The following is a 14,877-nucleotide window of genomic DNA, read 5'->3' on the forward strand; positions in this document are numbered from 1 at the left end:
CGGGACCTCAGGTGAAGGGCCAGGGGAGATCGAAGTAGCTCTGCAGCAGTCCCGGCGGGAAGTCCCGTCCGAGGATGGCGCCGAGTCCGATGATGAAAACGAGACCGAGGGCGGTACACAGCGCGCTGCGGATCCAGCTGAACCCGCCGCGGGTCCGGAAGAAGGCCAGCAGGAATCCGGTCAGCGCGATGATCAGTCCGAAGAGGAACGTTCCGACCAGGAGGTAGCCGAACCACGCCAGCGTTCTCCACAGGCCGTGCGGCGCCTCCCCGTCCTCGCCCTGTTCGAGATCGATGAAGGCATCGTCCGTCGCGGGCTTCTGCACCATTCGCAGCAGCAGGACGGCACAGCCCGCCAGGGTGATGAGGCCGATGGTCAGCGGGAAGACCCGGTCCTGGAGGCGCGGCACGAGGGCCGCATCGATGGACGCCCAGGCGATGTAGAGCGTGACCACGCCGAGGAAGATCAGCGGCGCGCGCTTGCCGCCCGTCGGGCTGTCGATGTTCTCGCGGATGTTTTTGGACGCCTTGATGCCGACGACGATGGACACCAGCGTGATGACGATCAGACCGATGGTGATCGGGGAGAGCAGGTAGTCCCACCCGAATTCGGCGCCCCGGCGGAACCGCGCCCCGGCGATCTGGAACACCTGGTTGACGAAGATCTCCGACTGGTTCGCGAGCACGAAGCCGATGAGGAAGGCCGGGCGGGAGTAATCGAACCGGCGGAGCAGGATGCCGACGATGCCGATGCCGATCAGCGCGACGAGGTCCGCCGTGGACTGGCGGGACTGGAACGCGGCGAAGGCGATCAGCATGAAGAGGTAGGGCGCGACCACGGTGAAGCGCACCGTCGTCAGCCGGGCGATGTACTTCGACAGCAGGATGCAGAGGCCGGCGCCGAGGACGTTGGCGAGGGCCAGGGACCAGACGATGGTATAGGTCACGTCGAGGTTGGAGCGGACCATCTGGGGTCCCGGCGTCATTCCGAGGAGAGCGAGGCCGCCGAGGAAGATCGCCATGGAGCCGGAGCCCGGAATGCCGAAGATCAGGGTGGGGACGAGGCCGCCGCCCTCCTTGGCGTTGTTGGAACTCTCGGGCGCGATGACGCCGCGGATATCGCCCGATCCGAACATCGAGCGGTCCTTGGCGGTCTGCACCGCCGAGCCGTAGGCCAGCCAGTCCACGACGGAGCCGCCGAGGCCCGGAATGGTTCCGACGAGGACGCCGATCGTGGCGCAGCGGACGGAGAGCCACTTGTGCTGCCACCAGTCCTGGACGCCCTGGATCCAGCCGTCGCCGAGCTCACCGCTGTCGGAGATGGGCCGGTCCTGCCGCAGGAGCGAGACGATCTCCGGAATCGCGTAGATGCCGAGGCCGATGATGACGAGCTGGAAGCCGTCGACGAGGTAGGGGATGTCGTAGGTGGACATCCGCAGGCTGCCGCCCGCCGGGGCCGCGCCGATGGTGCCGACCATGAGTCCGAGGCCCGCGGCGACGATCCCCTTCAGCGGCACCCGGCCGGCGAGGATCGCGACCATCGACAGGCCGAGGACGGTGATCATCAGCATCTCGGGCAGGCCGAAGGCGAGGATCAGCGGTCGCGCGATGAAGATGAAGAACGTGAGGATGATGGCGCCGAAGAGCCCGCCGAACAGCGAGGAGGAGAAGGCCGCCGAAAGCGCCCTCGCCGCATGCCCTTGCTTGGAGAGCGGAAACCCGTCGAGCACCGTGGCTTGCGAGGCCGAGGAGCCGGGAATGCCCAGGAGGACCGACGAGAAGGTGTCGGAGGTCGGGATGACCGCGACGAGGCCGACCATGACCGCGAGGCCGGACACCGGATCCATCCCGTACATGAACGGAAGGACGAGGGAGAGGCCGGCGATGCCGCCAAGACCCGGAAGGACCCCGATGGACAGGCCGAGAAGAACGCCGGCCATCAACATCAGGATCTGGTTGGGTTGCAGGATAAGGCTGAACGCGTCCTGAAGGGCCGGGATCGTCGTTGTAATGAAATCCACCTGGGGGGCTCCTTGGTGAAGCAGGTGTGCAGGCGGACCTGCGTGGCAAGCGCCTGCGTAACAAGCGCCGCCCGGTCAGGAACCGGACGGCGCTGCAGTGTCAGATCGCGCGGATCATTCCACGCTGACGTTGTAGCTCTCTTGCAGCCAGTCGATGACGTACTGCTTCGCCTCGGGCGTGATCGAGGTTGCCTGCTCGGCGGCATTGCGGGCCGCATCGCCGGTCTGCTGCGGGTAGGATCCGAGGATATCCCCGGCCGCGTCGGCAAACCCGTCAGCGCTCACCACGGTGCGAAGGGATTCGGTATAGGCGTCGACAAGCTCCTGCGAGGCATCGCCGGGCAGGAAGATCATCTTCTGCGCCGCGAAGCCGGAGATGAAGAACGCTTTCCACGCGTCCCATGCGACGCCCTCGGTTTCGCAGCCCTCGGTCGCTTCGCAGACTTCCTTGAAGGTCGGCATGTCCGGGAAGGTCGGATCGCGGACGATGTTGCCGTCGTCGTCGAGCGAGCCCCAGGTGAAGATCGGGACCGCGGAGCCTTCCTCGACCAGAGGCGTCACGTTCGAGAGGTAGGCCGCCGTCGTCTGGTAGTCGATATTGGCTTCACCGCGCTCGAACATCAGACGACCGTCGCCCCGTCCTTCCACGCCGAAGACCGGATCGACCATCAGGCCGAGCATGTCGAAGGCGAGGAGCGGCACGAGATCGAGCGTGGTGGCGCCCTGCGAGCCGTAGAGGAAGAACTCGTCCTTCAGATCGTCGACGTCGCCGTCGAAGCGCTCGGCGAGTTCGGGCGGCAGGTAGACGACGCCGCCGGTGCCGGACGCGAGGACGACCTGCCAGTCGTTGTATTCATAGCGCACCCGCGGATCCCCGAGCAGGTACGGAAACTGGGTCGAGCCGGAGGTGCCGAAGATCAGCGTGCCATCGGACGTGCCCTGGTTCTGCTGGAACCAGTTCGCGCCCTCGGTGGACCCGGCGCCCGGACGATACCGCACGACGACGGTCGGCTCACCCGGCAGCGCACCCGACAGGCGCGGTGCGTAGAAGTTGGCCCAGGCAGCGGACCCGCCGGATTCGGAGAACGGAATGACGTACTCGACCGTCGCACCGCTCAGCGATACGTCCTGGGCCGAGGCCATGGAGGCGACGGAGCCGGCTCCGAGAAGGGCGGCGGTGCCGCCGGTCAGGATACTACGGAAATTCATGTCTCTCTCCCTGTGGTGACGGCGCGCGCGATCGGGCACGACGTCGTGCGAAAGTCATTCAAAAACATTCATGGTGAGATTTGCAAGCGTTAGTCGGGCCGCGGCGATCACCTTAATCCATTGCCGCGCTGCAGAAATACGGGTGTCGTTCGTGCTCATCGATCGTGCTCTGAGCCCTCCGCCGACCGCCGCTCCTTCACGCGGAGCGCCGCCGCGACGATGGGCGCTCCGGTAATGATGAGCGTGATCCGGGCCAGATGGTGGACGACGATGAATCCAAGATCCGCGCCCGCGATGATCGCAAGGACCGCCATCTCCGCCTGCCCGCCGGGCGCGAAGGACAGAAACGCGGAGAGAGGCGTGGCGAATCCGAGCCGGACGACGATCTCGGTGATGCCGAAGGTCAGTACCGCGAGGATGAGGACGAAGACGACGCCGGCCAGGACATCCTTGCGCAACTCCCGCATCGTCACCCCGACATAACCGACGCCGATGCCCGTCCCGATGAAGAACTGTGCCGCCAGGATGGCTTCGCTCGGCGGCCGGTGCTGGATCAGGCCGCCGAGGGAGAGCGCCGCCGTCAGGACCAGGGGTCCGAGGATGGGCGCGCCGAAGAGGCCGAGGCGCTGTCCGCCGAGCCAGCCGATCAGACAGGCCGCTGCCATGAGAAAGAGTTCCAGCGGCGGGATCGCCGAGGCGCTGTCCCCGAGCGAGCCTCGAAGCGACAGGTCGAACGCCTGCGTCATCACGATGGGAACGATTGTCACGACGATGAGTACGCGGGTCGCATGGATGAGCGATAGCGCCCGCACGTCCGCGCCCGCTTCCTCGCCGAAGAGCACCATGTCCTGAAGCCCGCCGGGCATTGCGGCGTAATACGATGTCGCGAGGTCGAAGCCGCACACCTTGCGGAAATAAGGCACGCCGACAGCCCCGATGATCGCGATGAAGAGGGGAACGAACATCACCGAGCCGAGCATCGAGGGGATCTGATGCATCACCGCGGGCGTGATGGAGGCGCCGACGGCCGCGCCGAGGATCGTCCGCGCCCCGCGGGACACGAGTGAGAAGTGCGAGAGCGGCACACCGAGAAGAGCGGTGACGAGACAGGCCGTCATCGGCCCGAAGAGGAACGGCAGGGGGAGGTGGAGCCACGAAAAAAGCGCCGCGCCGGCAAGGGCCATGGCGAGCGTCGCACAGCGCCGGATGAGGACGATGCGCCGGGCGGGCGGGGATTTAGCTTGGTCTTGACGCATTTGTATCCCGCTGTATACGACGGTACCCATGAAGGAAAGTAGCAACCTCGCGGGCGAACCGCGCAGCAGGGTCGGCCGGCTGCAGGGACAGGACGCCTACGAGCGGCTTCTTGAAGAGATTCGCCGGGGCGACCTCAAGCCCGGCGCCCGCCTGACCGAGACGGAGATCGCGAGTCGCCTCAACATCTCGCGCACACCCGTCCGCGAGGCGATCCGCCGGCTCGAGGCGGACGGGCTCGTCGCGCACGAGCCGCGGAGCGGGGCCACCGTCCGCACGCTCGACTATGCCGAGGTGATGGAGCTCTACGAGATGCGCACGGTGCTCGAAGGCACCGCGGCCCGTCTCGCCGCCCGCGCCGCGACCGATGTGGAGATGGCCGAGCTCGAGGCGATCAACGAGGAAATGCGCGAGGCCAACGGGGATGCCCAGAGGCTCTTCGCGCTCAATCAGGACTTTCACCGCGCCCTCATTCTCGCCGCGCGGAACCGCTTTCTCGTGCGCTCGGCCAATTCGGTCTACAGCGCGCTGATGATCCTCGGCCGCTCGACGCTCGAGGCGCCGGAGCGCGCCAGCGCCGCCGTGACCGAGCATGCCGCCGTCATCCGCGCGATCCGGGCGGGGCAGGGCGGCGAAGCGGAGCAGAGCATGCGGGCCCACATGGAGCGCGCGCAACAAGCCCGGCTTCGACTCCTGCGTACCAGCGGATCGCCGGTGCCCGCGCCGGAAGGAGACAACATATGACGACAACGACGGACCTGACGAAGACGACGTGGGACGTCGTGGTCGTCGGCGGGGGCAATGCTGCGCTCTGCGCTGCCATCGAGGCCGCCGAGACGGGCGCGCGCGTGCTGATGCTCGAGGGCGCGCCGAAGGAGTACCGGGGCGGCAATTCGCGCCATACCCGCAACTTTCGCTGCATGCATCACGGCGACCTGGGCCCCCTGATCGAGACCTACGACGAGGACGAGTTCTTCGACGATCTGCTCAAGGTGACCAAGGGCAAGACCGATGAGGGCCTGGCCCGCATGGCCATCCGCACCTCCGAGGAGTGCCTGCCGTGGATGCAGGCCCACGGCGTGCGCTTCCAGCCCTCCCTGTCCGGCACCCTGTCGCTCGGGCGGACGAACGCGTTCTTCCTCGGCGGCGGCAAGGCCCTCGTGAACGCCTATTACAACACCGCCGAGGATCTCGGCGTCACCGTCGTCTATGAGGCGCAGGTTCGCCACATCGGCATCGAGGGGACGCGCTTCACACATGTCGAGGTGGAGATCGGCGGCGAAAGGCTGCGGATCGAGGGGAAGGCCGCGGTCCTCGCCTCGGGCGGCTTTCAGTCGGATATCGACTGGCTCGCCCGGGCCTGGGGCGAGAGCGCTCGGAACTTCCTCATCCGGGGCACACCCTACAACAAGGGCGTGGTGCTGAAGGACATGGTCGATCAGGGCGCCGAGACCGTCGGCGATCCGACCCAGTGCCACGCCGTCGCCATCGACGGGCGCGCGCCGAAGTTCGACGGCGGGATCGTCACCCGCCTCGACTGCGTGCCCTTCTCCGTGGTGGTGAACCGCGACGGGGAGCGCTTCTACGACGAGGGCGAGGACGTCTGGCCCAAGCGCTACGCGATCTGGGGCCGGCTCGTCGCCGCGCAGCCCGATCAGGTCGCCTACTCGATCATCGACAGCCGGTCGATCGACCTCTTCATGCCCTCCGTCTATCCGCCCGAAACGGCGGACACGGTCGAGGGGCTGGCCCAGAAGATGGGCCTGCCCGCGCACAAGGTGAAGGAGACCATCGACCGCTTCAACGCGGGCTGCTCCGAAGGGGAGTTCAGCCCCCAGGAGCTCGACGGTCTCGCCACGGATGGCATCGAGCCGCCGAAGACGAACTGGGCGCGTCCGATTTCGGAGCCGCCGTTCTACGGCTATTCGCTCCGGCCGGGCGTCACCTTCACCTATCTGGGTCTGAAGGTGGACCACCGCGCCCGCGCCAAGGGCCCCGAGGGCTATTACCAGAACCTCTGGAGCGCCGGCGAAATGGTCGCCGGCAGCATCCTCGGGCAGGGCTATCTCGCCGGATTCGGCATGACCATCGGCACCGTCTTCGGGCGGATTGCCGGACAGGAGGCCGCAAAGCATGTCGCTTGACGTTACGCTCCAGACCGACCCCGAAGCCATCGCCGCGGACCCCATCTCCGAGGCGCGACGGCAGGTGGAGATCTGCAATGCCTGTCGCTACTGCGAGGGCTTCTGCGATGTCTTTCCCGCCATCACCCGGGACAAGGTGTTCGCCAAGGGGGACATCACGCAGCTCGCGAATCTCTGTCACAATTGCCGGGGCTGCTACTATTCGTGCCAGTACACCCCGCCCCATGCGTTCGAGCTGAACCTGCCGAAGGCGCTCGCCGCGGCGCGGACCGAAAGCTGGGAGCGCCTGGCCTGGCCGGGCGGCCTCGCGCGGACGTTCCAGAAGAGCGGCGTCGCTCTCGCGGCGGCGTTCGTCCTCGGCTTCGCGCTTCTGTTCCTCGCGATAACCGCGCTACCGGGCGAGGGTGAGGGCTTCTACGCCTATCTCGGCCACTCGGCGATGGTGGCGATCTTCGCGCCGGCCTTCCTGCTGCCGCTCTTCGCCATCGCGATCAGCCTCCGGCGCTACTGGCGCGAGGTCGGCGGGCGACGGGTCACGTGGGGCGACCTGAAGCACGCAGCGGGCCGCGCCGGGCGGATGAAGAACCTGTCCGGCGGACAGGGGCAGGGCTGCAACTTCGAGAAGGAAGACCGCTACACCGATGCGCGCCGTCATGCGCATCAGGCGGTGCTCTACGGGTTCCTCCTCTGCTTCGCCTCCACCAGCTCCGGCACGATCCTACACTACCTGTTCGACATCAAAGCGCCTTACGGGCTCGTCTCGATCCCGAAGCTCTTCGGCGTTCCCGGCGGCATCCTGCTGACCGTCGGCTGCGCCCTCCTGCTCTGGCTCAAGCACAGGTCGGACCCGGAACTCGGCACGCCCGGTCGCCGCTCGGGCGAATACGGCTTCATCTGGCTTCTGGGCTTCGTCGGCCTGTCCGGTCTCGTGCTCTACGCGGTGCGGGGGACGGGGCTGACGGGCGGGGTTCTGGCTCTGCACCTCGGCGGTGTGCTCGCGTTCTTCCTGCTGATGCCCTACTCCAAGATGGCGCACGGTTTCTACCGCTTCGCCGCGCTGGTGAAGGACGCGCAGGACCGGGCGCCGGCCCCCCTGCCGAAGGCACCGCCGCAATCACCCGAGCCGCCCGCGATGCCGGACGCGGCCAAGGGCGCCTGAGGGCAGCCTGCACGATCGAGGAGGAGACGACGTACCCATGAAAATCGCATTCATCGGCTTCGGAGAAGCCGCCCGCGCCTTTACCGACACCCTGCAGGAAACAGGCGATCACAGCTTCTCGGCCTTCGACCGGAAGACCGGTGATGACATGGAGGCCGCAATGGCCGCGCGGTCCGTACGGCTGGGCGCAAGCCCCGAGGAGGCGATGTCGGGGGCGGACTGGGTCTTCTCCGCAGTGACGGCGGACGAGAGCCTGAATGCCGCGATGTCCGCCGTGCCGCACCTGGTGCAGGGTCAGATCTTCGTCGACCTCAACTCGGTCTCCCCCGGGCGCAAGCGCGAAACGGCCGAGAAGGTCATAGAGGCCGGCGGGCGCTATCTCGACATGGCGGTGATGGCACCGGTTCATCCCCGTGGCCATGCCACGCCGGTGTTTCTTGCCGGTGCTGAAGCGGAGACGCTCTATGCCGACCTCGACGCCGCGGGCTTCGCGGCGGAGGTCGTCGGCACGGAGCCGGGCGAGGCGACGGCGATCAAGATGGTCCGGTCGCTTTTCGTGAAGGGGCTGGAGGCGATCACCGTGGAGGCGCTGCTGGCGGCCTCCGTGTCCGGCTGTTTCGATCGTGTCCTCTCCTCGCTGTCCAAGAGCTACCCTGCTCTCGGCTGGCCGGATCACGCGACCTATGCCTTCGAGCGCACCCTCCACCACGGCGCCCGCCGCGCCGCCGAAATGCGCGAAAGCGCGGCCACGCTCGACGAGCTCGGCCTGACGGGAGGCCTCGCGGCCCAGATCGCTGAGGTGCAGGACAAGCAGGGTGCGGCCCCGATGACCGATCTGCCCGACCTTCCTTTCGAGGAGGCCGTCGCCGCTCTGGCGCAGATCCGAAAGGGGGCGTGAGGCCCGCGACCGTCCTCAACACCACATGAAAGCACCGTGAGGATGCACTTGGCGGCTTGAGGCGCTGCGGCCGACGTGGCAGCGATGCGCCGACCTTTCCACAAGCGGCCCGATCGATGCTTCGTTTCCTCTTCTCCGGCCTTCTGATCCTTTTCGCGGCCCTTGCCGTGCCGCATGACGGGGTGGCTCAGCCGTTCCCGTTGCCCGGGCTTGGCCTCGGGAGCGGTGACGAGGCGGCCGCTCCCGAAGAGGAGGCGCCCGCGACCGAAGCGGAGACCGGGGAGGCCGGTGGCACCGATGCCGCTGATCCGGCCGAGGAGGCGATCGCCGCCAATCCCACGCAGGCCCTGATCGACATCCTCCGCGACGATGCCGCCCGCGATGCGCTGATCGCCGAGCTCGAGCAGGCGCAGGACGCGGCGAGCCTCGACGTCGCTCCGGCGGCGCCCGAGGGCGAAGCGCCGGGCGATACCGGCGGAACGGCGGACACCAGCGAGCCGTCCGACCTCGTCGAACCCGCCGCCGAGGGCGATGTCGCGGATAGCACGCCCAGCGTCGCCGGGCGGTTCGTCGGCTTTACCGAGGGGATCCTGGGAAGCTGGGCGGCGAGCATCTCGGATTTCGCGGACCGCGCGCAGCGCATTCCGCGTACGATCGCCCTTGCCTGGCGCGCGTTCGACCGGTCCCTGATGGAGAAGCTGGTTCTCGATCTCGGCCTCCTCTTCACCCTGACCTACGGCACGCTCCTCGTCGTGCGGCTGCTCGTGCGGCCGATCAGACGGCGCCTCGCCGCGAAGGCGCACAAGGCGAGCTGGGCCCGCACCTTCGGGATGCGTCTCATCGCCTCGCTGCTCGACATCGTCACGATCCCGGTGGCGTCGGCCATCGCCGTGACCGCGATCGTGCTGAAGCAGGGCGGACCGGAGACGATCACGACACTTCAGCAGATCTTCATCAGCGCCTTCACCGTGGTCGAGATGTCCCGCATGGTCGGGCGCTTCGCCTTCTCGCCGCGCACCCCTGACCTGCGTCTCGTCACCCTGTCCGACGCCGCGGTGGTGAGCATCTGGCGCGTGGTGCAGATGCTGATCTACCTCCTGGGCTACGGGCAATTGCTGCTCGTGCCGGTGGTGAGCGAATCCATCTCTCCCTTCGTGGGGCGGGCGCTCTCGACCGTGCTCGGCGCCATCGTCGTGATCTTCCTGATCTTCTACGTCGTGATGCGCCGCGCAAAGGTGGCGCGCTGGATCTTCAGTCCGCCCGAAGACGGCGGCTACTTCGACACGCAGCGCGAACGGCTGGCCCGCATCTGGTACTGGCCCGTCGTCATCTACCTCGTGTTCCTTCTCGCCATCGTGCTGACGCGGCCGGGCAACGTCCTCCTGCCGCTGCTGTGGTCCACGGCGCTCGTCGTCGCGGCGGTCATCATCGGGCTCATGATTTCCACTGCGCTCACGCGGACCATCGGGCGGCGGGTGACCGTGCCGACCGGCCTGACCCGGCGCATTCCGACGCTCCAGGCGAGGCTGAACGGTCTGATCCCGATGATCCTCAGGGTCCTGCGCCTCGTCGTGGTCCTCCTCGTCATAGCCGTTGTCGTGGACCTCATCGGACTGGTGGACATCAGCGGCGGCCTCGCATCCGAGCGGGGCGTCATGATCATCGGCCGGATCATCAGCTTCGGCATCGTGATCGCGATCACGGGCGCCATCTGGCTCGCGCTCGCGTCCTGGGTGGATTACCGGCTCAATCCCTTCGTCGGCTCCGTTCCGACGCCGCGGGAAACGACGCTGCTCACCCTGTTCCGCAACGGCGCGACCATTGCCCTCGTGATCGTCGCGCTGATGGTGTCGCTGGCGCAGCTCGGCATGAACATCGGACCGCTTCTCGCCTCCGCCGGTGTCCTCGGCCTCGCGATCTCCTTCGGTGCGCAGAAGCTGGTGGAGGACATCATCACCGGTGTCTTCATCCAGTTCGAGAACGCGATGAATGTCGGGGACGTGGTGACCGTAGGCGGCGTGTCCGGCGTGGTGGAGAAACTGACCGTGCGGTCCGTGACGCTCCGCGACCTGTCCGGCGTGGTGCACATGATCCCGTTCAGCTCGGCGTCCATGGTGTCCAACTTCATGCGCGATTTCAGCTATTACCTGTGCGACATGGGCGTCGCCTATCGCGAGGACGTCGAGGAGGTGAAGCGCGCGATGCACGAGGCCTTCGACGAGCTTCGCGCGGATTCCTACTTCGCGGACCTGATCCTCGACGATCTCGAGATGATGGGCCTCGACAGCTTCGGGGACAGCGCCATCGTCGTTCGCGCGCGGATCAAGACGCTGCCGGGATCCCAGTGGGAAACGGGCCGGGCCTACAACGCCATTCTCAAGCGCGTCTTCGATCGGTACGGCATCGAGATCCCCTTCCCGCACCAGACCGTCTATTTCGGCGAGGACCAGCGCGGCGCGGCCCCGCCCGTTCACGTGGTCATGGAGCACGGATCGGGCCGCGGGCCGGGGACGGAGCCCCCGACGCCCGAGACGAGCGGCCCGATGCCGCGGGATGCCGACGTCGCGACCCCCGAAGCGCCCGACGGCAACGTGGCGCGGGACTAAAGGGGCAGGGAAGCGGGCGAACGCCGGAGATGCCGGGCGTCCGCTTCCACTCCGCCCGCCCCGTCTTCATCTTCGCGCATCGCCCCGCATCGACGGCCCCCCGGCGGCGTGCTACCTCATGCCCATGTCTGATCTTCCCACAAAGGCGCAGGTTCTGGACTGGATCTCGGAGCATCCGACCCAGACGTCCAAGCGCGACATCGCCAAGGCCTTCGGCGTGAAGGGCGCGGCCCGGATCGACCTCAAGCGCCTGCTCAAGTCGCTGGAGGACGAGGGCAAGCTCGAGAAACGTCGCAAGACCTACCGCGATCCCGATGGCCTGCCGCCCGTCACCGTGCTGACGATGATGGCGCCGGATGCGAATGGCGATCTCTTCGCCCGGCCGATGGAATGGCATGGCGAGGGGCCGGAGCCGCGGATCCTCTACCTGCCGCGCACCGCGGATGCCGCTCTCGGTGCCGGGGACAGGATTCTCGGGCGCCTGACCGAGGTCAAGGACGAGGACTACCGCTACGAGGCGCGTCTCATCCGCAAGATCGCCGCCTCCCCGCGCCACACGCTCGGCATCTACCGCAAAGGGGCCGAGGGCGGGCGGATCGTCCCGATCGACAAGGGCTCTGACAAGGAGTGGCACGTCTCTCCCGGCCACGCGCTCGATGCGAAGGACGGCGAGCTGGTCGAGGCGGAGCAGGCCGGTCCCCGCGGCCGCATGGGCCTGCCCGCCGCGCGCATCGTGCAGCGCCTCGGCGATCCCTCCGCCCCGCGCTCCGTCTCCCTCATCGCGATCCATCAGCACGGGATCCCGAACGTCTTCCCCGAGGAGGTTCTGGAAGCCGCGGATGCCGCCAAGCCACAGGGCCTCAAGGGGCGCGAGGATCTTCGGCATCTGCCCCTCGTCACCATCGACCCCGCCGATGCGCGGGACCATGACGACGCGGTCTATGCCCATGCGGACGACGATCCCAAGAACGAGGGCGGTCATGTCGTCTGGGTCGCGATCGCCGATGTCGCCGCCTACGTCCGTCCGGACTCCCCGCTCGACCGGGAGGCCCGAAGCCGCGGCAACTCCACCTATTTCCCCGACCGCGTCGTGCCGATGCTGCCCGACCGGCTTTCGGGCGATCTCTGCTCGCTTCACGAAGGCGTCCCCCGTGCCGTGATCGCCGTCCGCATGCGCTTCGATGCGAGTGGGGCGAAGGTGGATCACACGTTCCACCGGGGCCTCATGCGCTCCGCCGCGTCCCTGACCTACGAGGACGTGCAGCAGGCGATGGACGGCACTCCCGGCGACAAGGCCGGCCCGCTGATGGACGACGTGATCGCCCCGCTCTACGCCGCCTACGATGCCCTCAGGACCGCGCGCGCTCGGCGGCAGCCGCTGGAACTGGACCTGCCCGAACGGCGGATCATCCTCGATGACGACGGACAGGTGCAGTCCGTCGCCTTCCGGGACCGGCTCGACGCGCACAAGCTCATCGAGGAGTTCATGGTCGCGGCCAACGTCGCTGCCGGCGAGACACTGACGGAGAAGAAGACACCGCTTCTGTTCCGGGTTCACGAAGAGCCGTCGCCCGAGAAGCTCGAGGCGCTGCGTGAGGTGGCAAAGGCGTCCGGCTACGGTCTTGCGAAGGGGCAGGTCCTGCGCACCGCGGATCTGAACCGTCTCCTCGAGCAGGCGGCCGGGAGCGACACCGCCGAGCTGATCAACCTCTCCACCCTGCGCTCCATGACGCAGGCCTACTACTCGCCGCAGAACTTCGGCCATTTCGGCTTGGCCCTGAAAACCTACGCCCACTTCACCTCGCCCATCCGCCGCTATGCGGATCTTATCGTCCACCGCGCGCTCATCACGGCGCATGGCTGGGGCAATGACGGTCTGTCCGAGCGGGAGATCGAGGAGATCGAGGCGACCGCGAAACACATCTCGGATACTGAGCGCCGCTCGATGGCGGCCGAGCGGGACACGATCGACCGCTATCTGGCGGCTTATCTCTCGGACCGTGTCGGCACCGAGGAAACCGGGCGGATCAGCGGCATCGCGCGCTTCGGCGTCTTCGTGAAGCTGGACGAGAGCGGGGCGGACGGGCTGGTGCCGATCCGGTCCCTCGGAAACGAGTTCTTCCACCACGATCCCGAAACGCAGACGCTGATGGGCGCCGATACCGGCCGGGAGATCGCCCTGGGGCAGCGTGTCCTCGCGCGGCTGGTGGAGGCGGTGCCGATCACCGGCGGCCTGATGCTGGAACTCCTCGAGATCGAGGGCGAAGGCATGGGCGGCGGAGCGCGCCCCGGCCGCGGATCCAAGCGACGCGGCAAGCCCGGCGGAGGCCCGGTGCGGCGCAAGCCCGGTCAGGCCAAGGCCCGCAGCGACGCGACGAAGAAGAAGAGCGCCCGGAAGGTCGTCCGCAAGCGCAAGTAGGGCCGCCCGTTCACCGCGCTTGACGCAACGTCCACCGTCTGCCTCTAATCGGGGCATTCAGAGGACGATTTGTCGATGCTCAATTTTCCCGCTGCCCGGATGACGGACACGCATGTCTGCGCGCTGTGCCCCGCTCCTGCCGGCCCGATCCTGCCGCCCTGCTGCCCCACCGTCCTGACGGCGAAGCTTCCGCAGGCGCGGATGACCGACCGGCTCCTGTGCATCCCGCCCCTGCCCACCGGCTCGGATGTCATCATCTTCGGCTCGCCCACCGTCCTCGTCGGCAAGCTTCCCGCCGCGCGGATGTTCGATCCCGTCGTCAAGCTCGGCGTGATCGCGAAGGGGGAGCCGACTGTCCTCATCGGCGTCATGGGCATTTCCTTCCCCGGAACGCTCGGCCTCCTGTCGACCTGGATGCTGCGGCAGCTGAGGGACATCGTCCTGAAGAAGCTCGAGACCTTCGAGGACGACGACGACGATTTCGAGATCGAGATCTTCAAGAACGACTGGCTGAAGATCGGGTCGGTGAAGTGGACGTCGGAGGCGAAGGCCGAGGGCTGGCTCGGCAAGTTCTCGGGCAAGTTCGAATTCGTCTGGGTCGAGCTCGACGGCGTCGGCCACGTCGATGTGCCGTTCATCGGCGGCGTCGGTGTGGCCGGGAAGTATCAGGCGGTTCCGGTCGAGGTCAGTCTCAAGGGCGGCATCGTCCACGGCGCAGACATCGAGGGCAAGGCCGGGATCGCAGGTGCGAAGGGCACCGCGGGCGGCTTCATCGGCAGCGATCCGAACAACCCGGCCTACGAGGTGGGTGTCGCGGGGAATTTCCTTCAAGCCGAGGCGCACGGGCAGGGGGTCCTCGGCGAGGGGGGGTACTATACCGGCATCGGTGCGCGCGGAAAGGCGGCGGCGGAGGTCGCCTCGGGCGATGTCTACGAAGAGCGCAATGTCTTCGTCACCGAGGACACGACGGTCAGCGAGCGCGCGAAGGCCAGCGGCGCGCTCGGAACGGCCGGCGGCGAGGTCGGCGGCTGGGCGGTGCAGAACAAGGAGACGGGGCGCGTCCATACGGGCGGCACGGGAGAGCTGAAGGTCGGCGCCGGGATTGGCGTCTCGGGGGATGTCTCCGCAGGCAAGCCCTACACGGATCGGGGCAACAGGCCCATCTGAC

General features: G+C 67.5%; 10 protein-coding genes. 7 read left to right on the top strand and 3 right to left on the bottom strand.

Going from position 1 to position 14,877, the window contains the following annotated elements; translation table 11 throughout:
- Nucleotides 1-7: 7 nt before the first annotated feature.
- The 3 genes from DQG15_RS09810 to DQG15_RS09820 form a co-directional block, all read right to left on the bottom strand.
- On the bottom strand, nt 8-2,020 hold the full coding sequence (locus DQG15_RS09810) for a tripartite tricarboxylate transporter permease (RefSeq protein WP_116084875.1): 2,013 nt from the start codon (nt 2,018-2,020) through the stop codon (nt 8-10).
- A 114-nt stretch (nt 2,021-2,134) separates the two neighbouring features.
- Complete coding sequence (locus DQG15_RS09815; RefSeq protein ID WP_116084877.1) at nt 2,135-3,229, bottom strand: tricarboxylate transporter; 1,095 nt, start codon at nt 3,227-3,229, stop codon at nt 2,135-2,137.
- A 155-nt stretch (nt 3,230-3,384) separates the two neighbouring features.
- Nucleotides 3,385-4,485 carry an AbrB family transcriptional regulator gene (locus tag DQG15_RS09820; protein WP_116084878.1) on the bottom strand — a complete coding sequence of 367 codons (1,101 nt, stop codon included), beginning with the start codon at nt 4,483-4,485 and terminating at the stop codon, nt 3,385-3,387.
- A gap of 28 nt (nt 4,486-4,513) precedes the next feature.
- Between DQG15_RS09820 and DQG15_RS09825 the strand changes: the two genes are divergently transcribed.
- The 7 genes from DQG15_RS09825 to DQG15_RS18400 all read left to right on the top strand — a co-directional run bounded on the left by DQG15_RS09825 (nt 4,514) and on the right by DQG15_RS18400 (nt 14,876).
- Complete coding sequence (locus DQG15_RS09825) at nt 4,514-5,227, top strand: GntR family transcriptional regulator (protein WP_116084880.1); 714 nt, start codon at nt 4,514-4,516, stop codon at nt 5,225-5,227.
- On the top strand, nt 5,224-6,627 hold the full coding sequence (gene tcuA, locus DQG15_RS09830; protein ID WP_116084882.1) for an FAD-dependent tricarballylate dehydrogenase TcuA: 1,404 nt from the start codon (nt 5,224-5,226) through the stop codon (nt 6,625-6,627). The genes DQG15_RS09825 and tcuA overlap by 4 nt, the downstream gene beginning before the upstream one ends.
- Complete coding sequence (tcuB, locus tag DQG15_RS09835; RefSeq protein ID WP_116084883.1) at nt 6,617-7,786, top strand: tricarballylate utilization 4Fe-4S protein TcuB; 1,170 nt, start codon at nt 6,617-6,619, stop codon at nt 7,784-7,786. Before tcuA ends, tcuB begins: the two co-directional genes overlap by 11 nt.
- Nucleotides 7,787-7,823: 37 nt before the next feature.
- Nucleotides 7,824-8,684: an NAD(P)-dependent oxidoreductase gene (locus DQG15_RS09840; RefSeq protein WP_116084885.1), complete on the top strand. Its 861-nt coding sequence runs from the start codon at nt 7,824-7,826 to the stop codon at nt 8,682-8,684.
- A 116-nt stretch (nt 8,685-8,800) separates the two neighbouring features.
- A complete protein-coding gene (locus DQG15_RS09845; RefSeq protein WP_157968953.1) occupies nt 8,801-11,290 on the top strand; it encodes a mechanosensitive ion channel domain-containing protein in 2,490 nt (829 codons plus the stop codon).
- A gap of 124 nt (nt 11,291-11,414) precedes the next feature.
- The gene (rnr, locus tag DQG15_RS09850) at nt 11,415-13,709 is read left to right on the top strand and encodes a ribonuclease R (protein WP_116085564.1); all 2,295 of its coding nucleotides are present in this window, start codon (nt 11,415-11,417) and stop codon (nt 13,707-13,709) included.
- Nucleotides 13,710-13,784: 75 nt separating this feature from the next.
- Nucleotides 13,785-14,876, top strand: a complete 1,092-nt coding sequence (locus DQG15_RS18400; protein ID WP_198665124.1) for a PAAR domain-containing protein — start codon at nt 13,785-13,787, stop codon at nt 14,874-14,876.
- Nucleotide 14,877: the final 1 nt, after the last annotated feature.

This window comes from Tropicimonas sp. IMCC34011 (assembly GCF_003390865.1).
GTDB lineage: Bacteria > Pseudomonadota > Alphaproteobacteria > Rhodobacterales > Rhodobacteraceae > Tropicimonas_B.

Bases quoted from the DNA above. Each gene is read 5' to 3' on its own strand.
- tcuB (WP_116084883.1), top strand. From the start codon at position 6,617: ATGTCGCTTGACGTTACGCTCCAGACCGACCCCGAAGCCATCGCCGCG.
- DQG15_RS09840 (WP_116084885.1), top strand. From the start codon at position 7,824: ATGAAAATCGCATTCATCGGCTTCGGAGAAGCCGCCCGCGCCTTTACC.
- DQG15_RS09845 (WP_157968953.1), top strand. From the start codon at position 8,801: ATGCTTCGTTTCCTCTTCTCCGGCCTTCTGATCCTTTTCGCGGCCCTT.
- DQG15_RS09815 (WP_116084877.1), bottom strand. From the start codon at position 3,229: ATGAATTTCCGTAGTATCCTGACCGGCGGCACCGCCGCCCTTCTCGGA.
- rnr (WP_116085564.1), top strand. From the start codon at position 11,415: ATGTCTGATCTTCCCACAAAGGCGCAGGTTCTGGACTGGATCTCGGAG.
- tcuA (WP_116084882.1), top strand. From the start codon at position 5,224: ATGACGACAACGACGGACCTGACGAAGACGACGTGGGACGTCGTGGTC.
- DQG15_RS18400 (WP_198665124.1), top strand. From the start codon at position 13,785: ATGCTCAATTTTCCCGCTGCCCGGATGACGGACACGCATGTCTGCGCG.
- DQG15_RS09825 (WP_116084880.1), top strand. From the start codon at position 4,514: ATGAAGGAAAGTAGCAACCTCGCGGGCGAACCGCGCAGCAGGGTCGGC.
- DQG15_RS09820 (WP_116084878.1), bottom strand. From the start codon at position 4,485: ATGCGTCAAGACCAAGCTAAATCCCCGCCCGCCCGGCGCATCGTCCTC.